Source organism: Eubacterium segne (genome assembly GCF_014287775.1).
Taxonomy (GTDB): domain Bacteria; phylum Bacillota; class Clostridia; order Lachnospirales; family Lachnospiraceae; genus Eubacterium_G; species Eubacterium_G segne.
Genome location: NZ_JACOOZ010000008.1, coordinates 113,695 through 130,209, shown reverse-complemented (window position 1 = coordinate 130,209; position 16,515 = coordinate 113,695). Strand labels below are relative to the sequence as shown.

15 protein-coding genes and 1 tRNA gene are annotated in these 16,515 nt (G+C 36.3%); 1 reads left to right on the top strand and 15 read right to left on the bottom strand.

What is annotated here, in order from left to right; genetic code table 11:
- Nucleotides 1–181: 181 nt before the first annotated feature.
- Nucleotides 182–252, top strand: a tRNA-Trp gene (locus H8S00_RS11425).
- Nucleotides 253–312: 60 nt separating this feature from the next.
- Here H8S00_RS11425 and radA read toward each other — a convergent pair.
- The 15 genes from radA to pyrF form a co-directional block, all read right to left on the bottom strand.
- A complete protein-coding gene (gene radA / locus H8S00_RS11420) occupies nucleotides 313–1,668 on the bottom strand; it encodes a DNA repair protein RadA (RefSeq protein ID WP_186840593.1) in 1,356 nt (451 codons plus the stop codon).
- A 105-nt stretch (nucleotides 1,669–1,773) separates the two neighbouring features.
- The gene (locus tag H8S00_RS11415) at nucleotides 1,774–2,187 is read right to left on the bottom strand and encodes a hypothetical protein (protein WP_021951860.1); all 414 of its coding nucleotides are present in this window, start codon (nucleotides 2,185–2,187) and stop codon (nucleotides 1,774–1,776) included.
- 113 nt (nucleotides 2,188–2,300) lie between these two features.
- A complete protein-coding gene (locus H8S00_RS11410) occupies nucleotides 2,301–4,784 on the bottom strand; it encodes an ATP-dependent Clp protease ATP-binding subunit (RefSeq protein ID WP_186840592.1) in 2,484 nt (827 codons plus the stop codon).
- Between the two features lie 138 nt (nucleotides 4,785–4,922).
- Entirely contained in the window at nucleotides 4,923–6,641 is a 1,719-nt protein-coding gene (locus H8S00_RS11405; protein WP_118589789.1) for a cadherin-like beta sandwich domain-containing protein, read from the bottom strand.
- A 74-nt stretch (nucleotides 6,642–6,715) separates the two neighbouring features.
- Nucleotides 6,716–7,987: a phosphoribosylamine--glycine ligase gene (gene purD, locus H8S00_RS11400; RefSeq protein ID WP_021951857.1), complete on the bottom strand. Its 1,272-nt coding sequence runs from the start codon at nucleotides 7,985–7,987 to the stop codon at nucleotides 6,716–6,718.
- Between the two features lie 106 nt (nucleotides 7,988–8,093).
- Nucleotides 8,094–8,687 (bottom strand): phosphoribosylglycinamide formyltransferase, encoded by a 594-nt coding sequence (gene purN, locus H8S00_RS11395; RefSeq protein ID WP_118589791.1) that lies wholly within the window; start codon nucleotides 8,685–8,687, stop codon nucleotides 8,094–8,096.
- Nucleotides 8,681–9,706 carry a phosphoribosylformylglycinamidine cyclo-ligase gene (gene purM / locus H8S00_RS11390; RefSeq protein ID WP_118589792.1) on the bottom strand — a complete coding sequence of 342 codons (1,026 nt, stop codon included), beginning with the start codon at nucleotides 9,704–9,706 and terminating at the stop codon, nucleotides 8,681–8,683. Before purM ends, purN begins: the two co-directional genes overlap by 7 nt.
- Nucleotides 9,707–9,728: 22 nt before the next feature.
- Nucleotides 9,729–10,229: a 5-(carboxyamino)imidazole ribonucleotide mutase gene (gene purE / locus H8S00_RS11385; RefSeq protein WP_118589793.1), complete on the bottom strand. Its 501-nt coding sequence runs from the start codon at nucleotides 10,227–10,229 to the stop codon at nucleotides 9,729–9,731.
- Nucleotides 10,230–10,323: 94 nt separating this feature from the next.
- Nucleotides 10,324–12,324: an aminopeptidase gene (locus H8S00_RS11380; RefSeq protein ID WP_186840591.1), complete on the bottom strand. Its 2,001-nt coding sequence runs from the start codon at nucleotides 12,322–12,324 to the stop codon at nucleotides 10,324–10,326.
- 12 nt (nucleotides 12,325–12,336) lie between these two features.
- On the bottom strand, nucleotides 12,337–12,684 hold the full coding sequence (locus H8S00_RS11375) for a DUF6142 family protein (protein ID WP_021951852.1): 348 nt from the start codon (nucleotides 12,682–12,684) through the stop codon (nucleotides 12,337–12,339).
- 34 nt (nucleotides 12,685–12,718) lie between these two features.
- Nucleotides 12,719–13,174 carry a VanZ family protein gene (locus tag H8S00_RS11370; protein ID WP_021951851.1) on the bottom strand — a complete coding sequence of 152 codons (456 nt, stop codon included), beginning with the start codon at nucleotides 13,172–13,174 and terminating at the stop codon, nucleotides 12,719–12,721.
- A 14-nt stretch (nucleotides 13,175–13,188) separates the two neighbouring features.
- Nucleotides 13,189–13,869 carry an orotate phosphoribosyltransferase gene (pyrE, locus tag H8S00_RS11365; RefSeq protein WP_118589795.1) on the bottom strand — a complete coding sequence of 227 codons (681 nt, stop codon included), beginning with the start codon at nucleotides 13,867–13,869 and terminating at the stop codon, nucleotides 13,189–13,191.
- A gap of 30 nt (nucleotides 13,870–13,899) precedes the next feature.
- Nucleotides 13,900–14,802 (bottom strand): dihydroorotate dehydrogenase, encoded by a 903-nt coding sequence (locus tag H8S00_RS11360; RefSeq protein ID WP_021951849.1) that lies wholly within the window; start codon nucleotides 14,800–14,802, stop codon nucleotides 13,900–13,902.
- Nucleotides 14,802–15,569 carry a dihydroorotate dehydrogenase electron transfer subunit gene (locus H8S00_RS11355; RefSeq protein ID WP_186840590.1) on the bottom strand — a complete coding sequence of 256 codons (768 nt, stop codon included), beginning with the start codon at nucleotides 15,567–15,569 and terminating at the stop codon, nucleotides 14,802–14,804. The genes H8S00_RS11360 and H8S00_RS11355 overlap by 1 nt, the downstream gene beginning before the upstream one ends.
- Before the next feature lie 27 nt (nucleotides 15,570–15,596).
- Nucleotides 15,597–16,514 carry an orotidine-5'-phosphate decarboxylase gene (gene pyrF, locus H8S00_RS11350; RefSeq protein ID WP_021951847.1) on the bottom strand — a complete coding sequence of 306 codons (918 nt, stop codon included), beginning with the start codon at nucleotides 16,512–16,514 and terminating at the stop codon, nucleotides 15,597–15,599.
- Between the last annotated feature and the right edge of the window lies 1 nt (nucleotide 16,515).

Sequence of the window (16,515 nt, the reverse complement as noted above, 5' to 3'; positions counted from 1 at the left end):
TGTATACCTCCTACTTTTTATATATATTCAACATAACACATTTAATTTTTCCAAACAATTAAACCTAAAATATGATATCCCTAAAAGAAATATGACATAACTTCACAAAAATATGACATATTTTTCTTGACAGTGAAATCTAATTATGGTATAAATATCTTTGTTGTGCAAAATTGCAAATAGGGGTGTAGTTCATCGGTAGAATAAGAGTCTCCAAAACTCCAGAGGTGGGTTCGATTCCTACCACCCCTGCTATTTAAAGAGTTCTGAGTCCTTTTTAAAGGTATTCAGAACTTTTTCTTTTTAGGCAGCTTATATTACATTAGCTGCCTCATTTATATTTCTTACACCAACTAATTCAATTCCTTCCGTATTTTTCAAATTTCCCACAGATACTTCAGGCACAATACATCTTTTAAATCCCAGTTTTTTTGCTTCCATTACTCTTTGCTGTGCCTGAGACACCGCTCTTACTTCTCCTGCTAAGCCTACTTCCCCAAAAACAATGGTCTTAGAATCTAAGGGACGGTTTTTGTAGCTACTGATTAATGCCATAACCAAAGCTAAATCAAGAGCCGGCTCCGTTATTTTCATTCCTCCTGCAATATTAACATAGGCATCATAATCTCCCATTTGTATTCCCATTTTTTTCTCAATAACTGCCATAAGAAGATTAACCTTGTTGTAATCAGTACCTACAGATGTTCTTCTTGGCATTCCAAAGTTAGTATGGGATATAAGTGCCTGAACCTCTACTAATATAGGTCTTGTTCCCTCCATAAGGCATGCCACCACAGAACCTGATGCATCCTCCGGTCTTCCTGAAAGCATAAATTCAGAAGGATTAAGCACCTGCTTTAGCCCATCCTCTCTCATTTCAAAAACACCTATTTCATTTGTGGAACCGAATCTGTTTTTTACGCCTCTGATAATTCTATATGCAGCATGTCTGTCCCCCTCAAAATAAAGTACAGTATCTACCATGTGTTCAAGGACTCTTGGACCTGCCACTACGCCTTCTTTTGTTACATGACCTACTATAAAAACGGGAATGGTATTTCCCTTCGCTATTTGCATAAGAGTATTAGTTGACTCCCTTACCTGACTTACACTTCCCGGAGCCGAACTAATGTCTTCCCTAAAAATGGTTTGAATGGAATCTATTACCACTGCATCAGGCTTTACCTCTGTTATCACACTTTCAATGGAGTCAAGACTGGTTTCTGCAAGCAGCTTAAGATTGTCACTAAACTTTCCCATTCTGTTAGCTCTAAGTTTTATTTGTTTTAAGGACTCTTCTCCTGATATATAAAGTATGTTTTTTCCTGCCCCTGACATATTTCTACATACCTGAAGTAAAAGTGTGGACTTTCCTATTCCCGGATCTCCCCCTACCAAAATAAGTGCTCCGGGAACTATTCCGCCACCTAAAACCCTGTCTAATTCAGTAAATCCCGTAGTTATTCTTTCTTCATCATTAGCCGTAACTTCATTAATAGCCACAGGCTTGCTGTTTAACAGACTTCTTTTTGTCTGCTTACCGTTATTTTTAACCAATTCTTCCACAAAAGTGCCTACTTCCCTGCACCCCGGACACACTCCCATCCACTTTGAGGATTCATATCCGCACTCTTTACAGAAGAATACTGTTTTTCCTGATTTTGCCATATTTTTCCTTTTCCCAATTAGTTTATTATATAAAAAACAATGCTGCTGTACTAATGCAAAATTATATTCACATTAATACAACAGCTTCGTTAATTTCGTACCTGTTTATGCAGCTACAACTTTAACCACGGTCATACTGCCTTTTTGCAAGTCAACGTCAAATGTAATCTTTCCTCCAACATCAGTTTTAGAAACGCCTAAATCCTTGTCATCCACAAACACACTGTATTCCTTGTTTGATTCTAATTCTAATGTGATCTGTGTCTGTCCTGTACCTTCAACGAAGAAAGTAACCTCATCTGCTGTCTCTTTAAAAACATTTACTGCTGTTCCCGGAATTGATTCATACACAAAAGTTCCGTTTCTTTCTAATTTTGTCATTTCATTCCATGTCTTTACCTTATACAAGTCACCTGCTACCTCAAAATCTGCAAGTTTCTTCTTTTCCGGTAAATCATAGTTACCAAAACTAATTGATCCGTTACTTTCTTTTTTGATTAATTCCTTGACTGTTGCCATTTCATCCTCCTGTTCACTGTCACTTTGGTGACCTTTCTCTAGATATGAACATTGTACCATAAAACTACAAATAATTGCGAAAAAAGTATGAATTTTTTATAACTTTTTTTCAATTAATTTTCCTGCTTATTTTCCCTGTCCACCTTAAAGGTTACCTTTCCATTTTTACATGAAACAGTAACTTTATCATTGTTATTTACATTGCCGGAAAGCACCTCTTCTGCTAAAGCATCCTCCACCTTTGACTGAATTTTCCTTCTAAGTGGTCTTGCTCCGAATTTTTTATCATAGCTTTCCTTAGCTATCATATTTTTTAAGGTCTCCGTAAATTTAAGTTCTATTGCCATTTGCTCTTTTACCTGTTTTGCCAGATTTTTAAGCATTATGCCTACGATATTTTTAACCTCTTTTTCAGTAAGAGAATGGAATACTATTATGTCATCAATTCTGTTGATAAACTCAGGCTTAAACATAAGCTTAACTTCTTCCATAACGTCAGATTTCATTTTTTCGTAGTCCTTCTTTTCGTCATTTACAACACCAAAGCCTAATTTTTTCGGATCCACAATTCTGTTTGCTCCCACATTACTTGTCATAATGATAATAGTATTCTTAAAGCTTACTTTCCGACCCTTTGAGTCTGTAATATGACCGTCATCTAACACCTGTAAAAGTACATTAAATACATCCGGATGGGCTTTTTCCACTTCATCAAAAAGAATAACAGAATAAGGATTTCTTCTTACCTTATCACTGAGCTGACCGCCCTCATCATATCCCACATATCCCGGAGGTGAACCTATCATTTTTGAGACACTGTGTTTTTCCATATATTCAGACATATCAATTCTGATAATGGAGTCCTCGGTGCCAAAAACAGCTTCTGCCAAAGCCTTTGAAAGCTCTGTTTTTCCCACACCTGTAGGCCCTAAAAACAAAAATGAACCTATAGGTCTGTTAGGATTTTTAAGTCCTACACGACCTCTTCTTACGGCTTTTGCCACGGCACTTACTGCCTCATCCTGTCCTACCATTCGTTTATGCAAAACTTCTTCCAGTTTAAGAAGTCTCTTTTGCTCATTTTTTTCTAATTTAGTAACAGGAATACCGGTCCACATTGATACTATATCCTCAATTTCCCTGTCAGTAATCTTCTGTCTGTTTTCCTTCTCTGATAATTCCCACTTTTCATTTTCAATCTTTACCCTGTTTTCTAATTTGTCCAGCTTCTTTTTAATTTCTGCTGCTGTACTAAAATCAGCATTTCTAACATACATATCCAATTCTAATTTAAGTTCAGCTATTTGTGTCTCTTTATTTCTAATAGCCCTAGGCTTCGGATCCTCATGAATACGTTTCTTTGAGCAGGCTTCATCTATTAAATCAATTGCCTTATCCGGCAGATTTCTGTCGTTAATATATCTCATTGACAGTTTTACCGCTGCTTCAATGGCTTCATCAGTAATGTTTATTTTGTGGAAATCCTCATAGGACTTTCTTAGGCCTTTAAGAATTTCTATTGCATGCTCCTTAGTTGGTTCTTCTACTGTTATTGGCTGGAACCTTCTTTCTAAAGCAGCATCCTTTTCAAAATATTTTCTGTATTCATTAATAGTTGTGGCACCTATTACCTGCAAAGTTCCCTTTGTAAGGGAAGGCTTTAATATATTAGAAGCATCCATTGAGCCTTCAGCACTTCCCGCCCCTACAATCATATGAATTTCATCAATAAATATTATTACATTTCCTGCTGCCTCAACTTCATCTATGATACTTTTTAATCTGTCTTCAAATTCTCCTCTGTACTTAGCCCCTGCCACGGTGCCGGTTAAATCAAGACTTATGATTTCCTTGTCCTCCATGTTTTTTGGAACTTTTCCCTCCACAATTCTTGTGGCAATTGCCTCAACGATAGCTGTTTTTCCAACTCCCGGCTCTCCAATTAAACAAGGATTGTTCTTTGTTTTCCTGCTAAGTATCTGCAATGCTCTTTGAATTTCAATATCCCTGCCTATAACCGGGTCTAACTTGCCTTCTCTTGCTTCTTCAGTTAGATTTCTTCCGTATTTTTCCAAGGCTGTTTTTCTGCTTTGTCTGCCATTTCCTTTTCTGTCATCCTTAAAATACTTCTTTGCCTCACTTTGACTGCGACCACAAAGCCTTAATATATCCATACATACTTTCTTTGTATTAACATCATAACTGGTAAGTATTTTGCCGGCTTCACATGTTCTGTCTGTAACCATTGCCATTAAAATATGCTCGGTTCCTATTTCCTTAAGTCCCTGCATATTGGCTTCACTATAGGCATTTTCCAATATTAAATTAGCTTTATAATTATATTCTAACTGTCTTTTATCCGGTATAACGTCCTTCGCCTTAATATCCACGTCATAACCTGCTTCCATAAACCCGATAACATCTGAATATGTGAATTTGTAGTGACTAAGCAGTTTAGCCGTAACACTGTCTGCCACTCTGCACATACCGGCTAAAATATGTTCTGTTCCTATATATTTAATTTTACAAAGGTGAGCAATATAATTAGCATAGGCTAATGCCCTATCAGCCTGTTGCGTAAAAACATATTTTCCCATCTGTTCTTCCTCCATCTTATTGTCAGATATAAAGTATAACCATTATTTATGGCAAATATTTAAACTGTTTTTTAAGAAAGGAGTAACTCTAACCTGTATTTTTGTTAGAATCACTCCTTTGTTATTATCTGCTACTTATTAATTAATATCAATAAATTCAAAATCATCATCGTCCTCTTCTTCATCATCAGCAAGCATGGACTTTAATGTTTCTTTTATATCTTCTTCCGTTTCTTTTTGAGCTGCCTTTGTATCATTTTCAATTTTTTCTTCTTTTGAAATTGTCTCCGGTGCTTTCTCCTGATTATCTTCTACAGTTTCAGGAATTTCTTCTACGGTTTCATCCTCTGTAATATCAATGAAAACTTCTCCGTCTTCATCATCTTCTCCACCGTAAAATCCTTCATCAGATTCTAAATCCGAACCAAAAGTAGGCTGGTCACCATAAGTTCTTGTCATAACATCTCTTCCAAAGAACTTTGATGAATCATCTTCCTCTTCCGGTGTAAGCTCATCTGATTCAAGGTTAAATGTAGGAGCCTCTTCATTGTCTTCCTGCACATTCTCCTGTATATCTTCCGGAATAAATTCCTCTACAGGCTCTTCAATTTCTTCTAAAGGCTCTTCAGAATCAATATTATCTATATCTTCTTCCTCTTCTGCCTTCTTTTCTTTCTTTGACTTCTTCTTTTTCTTTTTAGGACTCTCTTCTTTTGTTTCCTCTACATCAGGCTTATAATTGTTGTCTTTGTCTTTCTTAATCCTCTTTTCCTTTTTGTTTAAACCAATGTTAATACACAGGAAAATCAAAATAATTATAACAACAACCAATCCACACATAACTTTTAAGAAAATATTATATTTTTCCACAAGCTTGTTATAATCTTTTTCAAGGTTATTATAGGCTTTAGCTGCTGCCTCTGACTGATTATTTGCATCATTTGATACTAAATATCTCTGGAAGCACTTCTCATTATCATCATAGCAGTAAAGATTTGTTTCTCCATTCCAGTTCATGGCATAAACTAAATACATTCCCTGCTCTTCATCTAATGCCCAGGCATTTACTTCATTATCAACTATTGTTATTTTCTTCTTGTCATAATTCTTAAGAATACCATCTGTTTTTTCCGGTTTTACAATGGTATACATTCTGCTTTTGATTTTTATATTATACATTGGATAAAATACATCTTTATCCTTGTCATATATATAAAATCCCTTTGTATCATCATTATAAAGGTAAAATGCAGTGATTTTCTTTACTTCGCCTTTGATACATGTATACTTCTTATCATTGTATTTTTCACTTGACTTTGTAAATCCGTCAGGAATATCTGCTTTTGGAAAAGATGAAGATATTTTCATCTGTTTCTTTCCTACTTTTACCGTTGTTTCCTTAGAACTGCTGTCTGTTTTCGGAGTGTCAGATGTATTTGAACCATCTCCATTTTCTGCCTTATATGATTCATCTTCATCAGCAGTCAGCTTTGTTGTATTCAAAGTATATTTCTGAACAGTTCCACTTGTTGATGTTACAGATACTTCTGTTAAGTTTTTTCCTGTATCCATCTTTGTGTTTGCCCACTCTTTTTCAACAACAGCTTTAGATGTGGAATCAGCCGGCACTGCTTCTATCTGAATTTTTTCAGTAGTAGACAACACTGTAAGATTATACGTATAAGTAGTTGAATTAAAATTCATCTTAACTTCTGTCTTATTTCCTGCTGCATCTACTGCATATACCTTTAGTGAAGACAAATCCGTTGCCTGGTCTGCACTTACACATGTAGCAGTTCCAATAACTAAAACAAATAAAGTTACAACCGTTACCCACAGATTTCTAATTTTCATCATATCATTACCATCCTTTTACAAAAGATTCTTGTGTATCTTTTATTATTTATTCTTAAACCTTAATTATATGACAATTATGCCTCGTCTATAGCCTTTCCTATGTCATTACGCATATATTTATTTTCAAAATCAATTAATTTTGTTGCTTCATATGCGTTGGCTCTTGCTTCTTTAAGGTTAGCTCCCTTAGCTGTAACACCTAGGACACGACCTCCATTAGTAACTATTTTCCCATCAGATAATTTAGTTCCTGCATGGAAAACATAATATCCTTCTTTGTTTTCAAAGTTTTCCAATCCTTTGATTTCAAAGCCCTTTTCATAAGAAACCGGATATCCGTCGCTGGCTAAAACGACACAAACTGCTGCATTATCCTCAAACTCTAATTCAATCTTATCAAGAGTCCCGTCAATACATGCTTCAAAAACATCAACAATGTCATTTTTCATTCTTGGAAGAACTACCTGTGCTTCAGGATCACCGAATCTTGCATTGTATTCAAGTACCTTTGGTCCATCTTCAGTAAGCATAAGTCCAAAGAAAATAATTCCCTTAAATTCTCTTCCCTCAGAAGCCATTGCATCAACGGTTGCCTGATATATATATTTCTTACAAAATTCATCAACTTCTGGTGTGTAAAACGGACTTGGTGAGAATGTTCCCATTCCTCCGGTGTTAAGTCCCTTATCACCATCCTTTGCACGTTTATGATCCTGTGCTGATGTCATAATTTTAATTGTTTTTCCATCTACATAAGAAAGAACTGAAACCTCACGTCCTGTCATAAATTCTTCTATAACAATAGTATTTCCGGCATTACCAAACTTCTTATCAAGCATCAGTTCTTTAACACCATCCATAGCTTCTTCCTTTGTCTGACAGATAAGCACCCCTTTACCAAGAGCCAGCCCGTCTGCCTTAAGAACTATAGGATACTTGGAAGTTTCAAGATATTCCATTGCTGCCTCAGGTGAAGTAAAGTTCTCATATCCTGCTGTAGGAATATTATATTTCTTCATTAAATCTTTTGAGAAAGCCTTTGAGCCTTCAAGTATTGCAGCATTTTTTCTTGGGCCAAACACTCTAAGTCCTGCCTCTTCAAACTTGTCAACTATACCACCAACTAAAGGATCATCCATTCCTACTACCGTAAGATCAATTTCATTTTCCTTTGCAAAGTCAACTAACTTGTCAAATTCCATTGCACCAATATTAACACATTCAGCTATCTGTCCGATTCCTGCATTTCCCGGTGCACAGTAAATCTTATCAACTTTGCTGCTTTTTGCAACTGAAGTTGCAATAGCATGCTCTCTTCCACCACTTCCAACAATTAAAACTTTCATCTTTGTCTCTCCTTAAATATGTAACGCCTCCTACCTTCGGTGGTTGGCAATTCGTCGGAAACATTCCTAAAAATGAACTTCTTCATTTTCTATAAACGTTTCCTCCTCAAATAATTCCGTTTGCTATGTCGTTGATGGCCTTTGGTAAAATCTTCCATTCAGCCTGCTCCATAACACGCTTCTGCAAAATTTCCGGTGTATCTCCCGGCAATACTTCAACAGCCTTCTGGTAAATAATAGGACCTGTATCTGTACCTTCATCTACAAAATGCACCGTGGCACCTGTAACCTTAACACCTCTTTCTAACGCTTTTTCATGAACATGTAATCCATAAAATCCGTTACCGCAAAATGATGGTATTAAAGACGGATGAATATTTATAATTCTGTTTCTGTATTTTGCAATAAGTTCAGGCGGCAACACAACTAAAAATCCGGCTAATACAATAAGGTCTAAATTGTATGAATCAATCTTTTCTATTAAAGCATCATTAAACTTTTCCCTGCTTTCAAAATCCTTTATACATACTGATTCAGCTGCTATGCCATTTTCCTTTGCCCTTGTAAGGGCATATGCATCTTTTTTATTACTAATAACTACTTCTATTGAAGCATTTGTAATGTCTCCACTTTTAACTGCATCAATTATTGCCTGAAGGTTTGTTCCTCCACCGGAAACTAAAACTCCAACTCTTAACATAATTCAACACCTTTTTCTCCGGCTTCAACATATCCTAATTCATAACATGTTTCGCCTGCTGCCTTTAATGCTTCCATTGTCTTTTCTACATCTGTTTCATCAATTGCCAGTACCATGCCAATACCCATATTGAAAGTATTGTACATCATTTCCTCTGCAATATCTCCCTCTTTTGCAAGAAGGTCAAAAAGTGCAGGAACCTTGTAGCTGTCCTTTTTAACTACTGCCTTTACGCCATCAGGTAACATTCTAGGAATATTTTCATAGAATCCGCCACCTGTAATATGGCTGCATCCCTTTATTTTAACTCCTGCATCCTTAACATTTCTCAATGCCTTAACATATATTCTTGTAGGAGCAATTAATGCCTCTCCTAATGTCTTTCCTAATTCATCATAATATGTATTAAGAGTTTCCTCTGTCATGTCAAAGACTTTTCTTACAAGGGAAAATCCATTGCTGTGAACACCTGTTGAAGCAATACCAATAAGCTTGTCTCCCGGTTTAATGTTTTCTCCTGTAATTAAATCCTTTTTATCTACCACACCTACTGCAAATCCTGCCAAATCATATTCATCTACCGGCATAAGTCCCGGATGTTCTGCTGTCTCGCCACCTACAAGTGCTGCCCCTGACTGCTTACAGCCTTCTGCCACACCACTTACAATAGTAGCAATCTTTTCAGGATAGTTCTTTCCACATGCAATATAATCAAGGAAGAATAAAGGCTCTCCACCTGAACATGCAATATCATTAACACACATGGCAACACAGTCAATTCCTATTGTGTCATGCTTATCCATAACAAAAGCTAATTTTACTTTTGTACCACATCCGTCAGTTCCTGATAAAAGAACAGGTTCCTCCATTCCTTTAATTTTGCCCATGTCAAATGCACCGGCAAAACCACCAATACCACCTAACACTTCCGGTCTCATTGTTTCCTTAATGTGCTTTTTCATTAATTCAACTGACTTATATCCTGCTTCAATATCTACTCCTGCCTTCTTGTAATCCATATTAAACTCCTTCTTGTTTTCTCTAATAATTCTTGTATCCGGTTTCTTTTAACCTGGCGTCTTTTTCAACAACAGAATCTTTCATCTCCCTGCTGAAATCTTTTAGTTTATTTAAAATGTCATTATCTGATGTGGCAAGAATCTTTGCTGCCAGGATTCCTGCATTCTGTCCCCCATTAATGGCAACTGTAGCCACAGGAATGCCTGATGGCATCTGTACGATAGAATATAGTGAATCAACTCCTCCTAAATCAGAAGTCTTCATAGGTATACCAATAACCGGCATTGGGAATAATGCTGCACACATTCCAGGAAGATGAGCTGCCTTTCCTGCTCCTGCTATTATAACCTTAATTCCTCTTTCTTCTGCACCTTTTGCCCATTCAAAGAATATATCCGGCTCTCTGTGAGCTGAAATAATGGTCATCTCATAATCAATTCCCATCTTATCAAGGAATTCTGCTGCTTTGCTCATTACCGGCAGATCTGAATCACTGCCCATTACAATACCTACTTTAGACATTTTGCTCTCCTTTTTCTTTTCGATAAATATGTTATTTTTTCAACAATCTTCATTGTATCATAATACTTACAAATTATGAAGAAAAAAATCATACTTATAACGGTTTATTTAACATTTCCGTGCCGTCAAGTACAAATTTTCCATTCTTTATAATGGTAATCTCTTCTCCTGCCTTAGTTACAGCCGTAATTTCACCTATTTCATCATAAGGAATGGTTATATCTGTATGACATCCGAAATATGCCTTTGAAATATCAGTTTTTCTAAGAGCCGATACTTCATTTTCCCTGGCCACGATTTCTTTTCCGTCAGGGTTATAGGTTTTAATTTCTTCCTCATAACTGTAACAGGTATCTCCCACTGCAAAATGAGGACCCATTTTTTCCACAATTAAAATAGGAAGCTTATACACTGCCCCAAACTTTCCTGCCATAGCATAAGCTGTTGTATTAGTACCAATGGCAAATTCACCTATAGGAAGAGTTTCATGATTATATAAAACATTTTCTTTTATATATATTTTATTTTCCTCTTCGCTATCAAAGTTGCTACAGTTATAATCTTTAACCTTTCCATCTTCAAAGGTCATTTCAAAATTTTTATATTTAAGTTTTCCTAAATAAACTTCACTTACATGTAATAGTCCCTGAGTTCCCTTAAGCTTAGGCGATGTAAAAACCTCCCCTAAAGGAATGTTTACGTCTGCAAGACAGTTTTCAAAGTTAGTTTCTTTTTCAGGATTTGCCAGTTCATGCATCATAACCTTAATATCTGTTTTGTTCCTGCCCTGACCTTTTACTTTCACATAAACTGCTTTATCTAAGGCATCAATTAAACATTGCTGAACCTTTGCATATTTTTCCTCATCTAATGTGTTAATTTCCACTGTGGCATCAAACATTTCCCTGAAATTCTCACCAAATTCCGGTATTGGAAATGCTATAATGGTAAAACTTCTTTCGTCCCCTTTTATATATTCCTGAACGATTTGCTGATACTCCATGGTAAACTCAACCTTAAGCTTCTGCTGCTTTCCATCAAGGGAATATGCCTCTTTTTTGTTTTCCGGTTCAAAAGGATTTTCACCAAACACCTCTATTACAGCAGGACCTGCCATTTTAGAAGCCATTTCTTTTCTGTTTTCAAAAGCCTGTTTAGAAACTTCCAGTTTTCTTTTTACATAAGCCTTATCTAAATACAATGCTTCGTCAAACTTGTGGTCAAACCAGTATTGCCTGTTAAAATTTGTAGACCCATATCCTCTAGGGTAAATAACCGGCTTAAGTCCCATTTTTTCAAAATTTTTAATGGCCGCTTTTACAATTCGCTCAAATCCAATATTGTATCTTATATCAACAGTTTCTTTAATTGATAAATCTTTTCCGGTATTAATAAATCCCTTTCTGTACCCTTCCGTGTATACAAAGGCTAAACTGTCGATTTTATCCTGATCTAATGAATTAAGATATTTTGCCATTTCTATTTCATTATATCCCACGTGTTCTCCGTAATAATATAAATATCTCAAGTCCTGCAGGTCGCTTTTTGTAACAATATCCGTTGCAAAGGTATTGTCAGGATTAATCATGGCATCAACTGAAGCTTCAGTAAAAATCTCAGTATTATCTCTCATAAAGGAACAGAGAGTTTCCCTGACTCCATCTACGGTTATGTCCTCCATAGCCTCAAAATCAACATATATTTCTATAAAAAGTTCAAACCATGATACTGAGATTTCTTCCTGTTTTCTATAAAGATTTCCGATAGTTTTCCTTATTTGTTCATACAGAAAACACAGCATCTTTCCATAGTCATCTCCAAGCTTTTTCACTGCAAACTCAGGATTTGCATAGCTTTCACTATAATTTTCATTATATACATCACTATATAAATCATAGTTAATGCGTTCTAATTCCCTAAGCTCTAACTTTTTTATTTCACCGCTGATTATTTTCTGATATATGTTGTCTAAATGACAAATAAACTTTGCAGTTCTTCTGAAATAATCTCCATAAGGCTCTTTTATGAGACTTTCACCGGCAATTTCATTAATTCTGCTTATTGCCATATCATAACGTTCTCTTACGATATCCATACACGCACCTCATTAAATATAAATTAAATACATTCCCAAAACTCCAAGCCATATAACTGCATTGGCAATGGTTCCAATGTATGTATACATCATAAACTTATTCTCTTCTTTAAAGCTGTTTATCCCTACAATAAACCCTGCAATAGATGTAATAAAAGCAAACAAAGTCAAAAGACCTACGTAAATTCCTGCTTTTCCTTTCATTGCCACGGAAATTGCAATTGCCAAAATAATAACCAGCAAGCTCTCAATGGCAATAAGTGTAGAGGATTTTCCACCTTTTGTATACTTTCTAAGAGGAATTTTTTTTGCTTTTTTATCTTCTTTCTCTTCTAATCTTACTTTCTTGCTCTTTCTCACTTATATTTACCCTCAATCTGTTTTTTATGCACCTTTATATATGCTTTCGCACCCTTGTAAATTTCATTGTCACATAACCTAAAAAGCCGCCTATGGTATTTAAGAAAATGTCGTCAACGTCAAATGCTCCAACCTTTAATAAAAGTTGTGCCGTCTCTATTCCCAAACTAAAAAGCATGGCAAGAAGTGTAACGCTAATAACATTTTTGCATATTTTCTTCTTTGAGATAGTCGGAATTAAAAAGCCAAAAGGCATAAAACATATAACATTTCCAACTAAGTTTACAATGGTTACATTCCAGCCGTAGGTATGCCGCATATCCCAAAATCTTGTTATTTCTTTAAACAACGTAAGATTATACCTGTAATTTTTACTAACCATTGACCTGTCTAAGGTCTCTGATAAAAACATAAAATAAAGGGCGGCAAGCATATAAAGTACAAAAAATAATCTGCCAAAATTTCTGACTCTTCTATCTGTTTTTGTCAACTTGCATCTCCTGACTATTTAGCACCATACTGCTCATAATACTTATCAATTGCTGACTTTATCTCATCGTTAATCACAACTTTTCCGTTGCATTCTCTGTTGTATAAATGCTCCACAACATCTGCCATAGTAACAATGGCATTAGTTTCAAATCCGTAAAGATCCTTTACTTCATCAAGGGCACATTTTTCTCCACCTTTTCCAACTTCCATTCTGTCAAGGGAAACCATAAGTCCTACAATGGTAACATCTGCTGCTCCCTTTACTTTTGGAACTGTTTCCTCCATAGACTTACCTGATGTTGTAACATCTTCAATCATTACCACTCTGTCACCGTCTTTTAAAGTGCTTCCAAGGAAGCTTCCCTTGTCTGCTCCGTGGTCTTTCTCTTCTTTTCTATCTGAACAATAACGGATTTCTTTTCCATATAATTCATTAAATGCAATAGCTGTAACCACTGCAAGGGGTATTCCCTTATATGCCGGTCCGAAAAGCACGTCAAAATCATCACCATATCTGTCGTGTATTGCCTTTGCATAATACTGACCTAATCTGTGAAGCTGGGAACCTGTAACATAAGCTCCTGCATTCATGAAAAATGGAGACTTTCTACCACTTTTAAGTGTAAACTCTCCAAACTTTAAAACATCACTTTCTACCATAAATTCTATAAACTCACTCTTATATGCTTCCATTGTTAAATCTCCTTATTATAAATATTCAATTTACTTAACACTTCCTATCAGATTGTTTATATCTTCAACTCCATGTCTTTCCATATAATCCTCAATTCCTTCAATAACTTCTATTGTGGTATTTGGATTGTTAAAGTTGGCCGTTCCTACCGACACTGCCGTGGCACCTGCTAATATAAATTCAAGAGCATCCTTAGCACTTGCAATTCCGCCCATTCCAATAATAGGAACTTTAACCGCATTTGCCACCTGATATACCATTCTTACAGCTACAGGTTTAATTGCAGGACCTGATAATCCTCCTGTTTTGTTAGCTAAAACAAACTTCTGTCTTTCAACATCAATCTGCATTCCTGTTAATGTATTAATTAAAGACAAAGCATCTGCGCCACCTGCCTCTGCAGCTCTTGCCATTTCCGTTATGTCTGTAACATTTGGACTTAATTTCATAATAACCGGCTGTTTTGCAACCGCTTTTACAGCCTTGGTTATAGCCTCAACCGCCTTTGGATCCTGACCGAATGCAATTCCACCATGCTTTACATTCGGGCATGAAATATTTATTTCCAACATATCAACACTTTCGTGTCCTAATTTTTCCACTACGTCAATGTAATCTTCCGTAGTTCTTCCACATACATTTACAATTATATTGGTATCATAGTTCTGTAAATACGGAATATCTCTTTTGGCAAATAAATCATATCCCGGATTTTGAAGTCCCACTGCATTAAGCATTCCACCGTAAGTTTCTGCAATTCTCGGTGTAGGATTTCCTTCCCATGGTACATTTGCCACACCTTTTGTAACTACTGCTCCAAGTCTGTTTAAATCTACAAACTCTCCGTATTCAGCTCCGGAACCGAAAGTTCCTGAGGCAACCATAACCGGATTTTTAAATTCAACTCCCGCAATATTAACTTTTGTGTTCATTACAGTTCTACCTCCTCTGCCAAAAATACCGGACCATCCTTACAAATACGTTTGTTGTTTACATTTGAATGAGCATCCTTATCCTTTGACTTACACACACAGGCAAGGCACGCCCCAATACCGCATGCCATTCTCTCTTCTAATGAAAGCTGACACTCTATTCCTTTTCCCATGGCATATTCTTTAATCGCCCTAAGCATAGGTGTTGGACCACAGGCGTATATTACGTCTCCCTGTATTTCTTTATCCTTTATGGCATCAATAACCGTTCCCTTAGTTCCGCAGCTTCCGTCTTCCGTTGCGATATAAAGACTTCCGTTTTCCTGCAATTCCTTAGTAAGAAAAAGTTCATCCCTGTAGCCTGCCACAATCTGAACCTCTGCCTTATCCTTTAATGCTTCTGCCAAACCTACCATTGGTGGGATTCCAATTCCTCCACCAATTAAAATGGCTTTTTTATTTTCACGCTGCATAAATCCATTTCCAAGAGGTCCTATTAATTCAATCCCGTCTCCTGACTTATAGCCTGACATTTCTTCCGTGCCGCCACCAACAACACGGTATACTATTCTGATTGTTCCGTTTTCCTTATCTATCTCACATATGCTGATAGGTCTTGGCAACAATTTAGTTTTGTCCTTACAGTAAATTGAAACAAACTGCCCTGCAACTGCACTGTCTGCCGCCTTAGTTTTTATTATCATACTGTAAATTCCGGTACCAATGCATTCCTGACTGACAACAACTGCTTTTTCCTTTTCTCTCATAACTAATCCATCCTTATTAAAATTTCACTAGAAAATTGAATTAATATCCTCAATCATATCTATAACTGCCTGACGTGATGCATCGGCATAATTTAATTCTCCAAATTTGGCATATTTATCCTGCTTGTATGCACATATAATTCCTCTTGAAGAGTTTACAATGGCACCAAGTCCGTCCTCGTTGAAATATGGTCTTAAGCCTTCTGCAGTTCCACCTTGTGCTCCGTATCCCGGTACCAGAATGTAGCTCTTTGGCATAATTTTTCTTAAAACTTTTCCCATTTCCGGATATGTGGCTCCTACAACTGCACCAATGTAGCTGTATTCATCACCCATGTGCTCCTGACCCCATTTTGCCACATATTCACCAACAAGCTCATACAAAGGCTTTCCATCAATTAATCTGTCCTGAAACTCTCCACTTGATGGATTTGAAGTTTTAACTAAAATAAATAATCCCTTGTTTTCTTCCTTACATACATCAATAAAAGGCTTGATTCCATCTGTTCCAAGATATGGATTAACAGTTGCAAAGTCTTCATCAAATAATGAATATGTTTTGCTTCCAACCTGAACCTTTCCAAGATGACCTGTAGCATATGCTGCTGATGTGGAGCCAATATCTCCACGCTTTACATCTCCTATTACAACTAAGTCTTTTTCCTTTGCATAATCTACAGTCTTTTTAAATGCCACAAGTCCCGGAATACCAAACTGCTCATACATGGCTATCTGCGGTTTTACTGCCGGAATTAAATCATATGTAGCATCAATAATTCCTTTATTGTACTGCCATATAGCTTCTGCTGCTCCCTCAAGAGTTTCTCCATATTCCTCAAAAGCCTTTTTTGTAATATGCTCCGGCAAATAACTCATCATAGGGTCTAAACCTACTACTACCGGTGCATTGGTTTCTTTAATTTTCTTAACTAATTTATTAATCATT

What these genes read in the sequence shown, in the direction of transcription:
- radA (WP_186840593.1), bottom strand. Translation starts at nt 1,668, where the DNA reads ATGGCAAAATCAGGAAAAACAGTATTCTTCTGTAAAGAGTGCGGATAT.
- H8S00_RS11415 (WP_021951860.1), bottom strand. Translation starts at nt 2,187, where the DNA reads ATGGCAACAGTCAAGGAATTAATCAAAAAAGAAAGTAACGGATCAATT.
- H8S00_RS11410 (WP_186840592.1), bottom strand. Translation starts at nt 4,784, where the DNA reads ATGGGAAAATATGTTTTTACGCAACAGGCTGATAGGGCATTAGCCTAT.
- H8S00_RS11405 (WP_118589789.1), bottom strand. Translation starts at nt 6,641, where the DNA reads ATGATGAAAATTAGAAATCTGTGGGTAACGGTTGTAACTTTATTTGTT.
- purD (WP_021951857.1), bottom strand. Translation starts at nt 7,987, where the DNA reads ATGAAAGTTTTAATTGTTGGAAGTGGTGGAAGAGAGCATGCTATTGCA.
- purN (WP_118589791.1), bottom strand. Translation starts at nt 8,687, where the DNA reads ATGTTAAGAGTTGGAGTTTTAGTTTCCGGTGGAGGAACAAACCTTCAG.
- purM (WP_118589792.1), bottom strand. Translation starts at nt 9,706, where the DNA reads ATGGATTACAAGAAGGCAGGAGTAGATATTGAAGCAGGATATAAGTCA.
- purE (WP_118589793.1), bottom strand. Translation starts at nt 10,229, where the DNA reads ATGTCTAAAGTAGGTATTGTAATGGGCAGTGATTCAGATCTGCCGGTA.
- H8S00_RS11380 (WP_186840591.1), bottom strand. Translation starts at nt 12,324, where the DNA reads ATGGATATCGTAAGAGAACGTTATGATATGGCAATAAGCAGAATTAAT.
- pyrE (WP_118589795.1), bottom strand. Translation starts at nt 13,869, where the DNA reads ATGGAAGCATATAAGAGTGAGTTTATAGAATTTATGGTAGAAAGTGAT.
- H8S00_RS11360 (WP_021951849.1), bottom strand. Translation starts at nt 14,802, where the DNA reads ATGAACACAAAAGTTAATATTGCGGGAGTTGAATTTAAAAATCCGGTT.
- H8S00_RS11355 (WP_186840590.1), bottom strand. Translation starts at nt 15,569, where the DNA reads ATGAGAGAAAAGGAAAAAGCAGTTGTTGTCAGTCAGGAATGCATTGGT.
- pyrF (WP_021951847.1), bottom strand. Translation starts at nt 16,514, where the DNA reads ATGATTAATAAATTAGTTAAGAAAATTAAAGAAACCAATGCACCGGTA.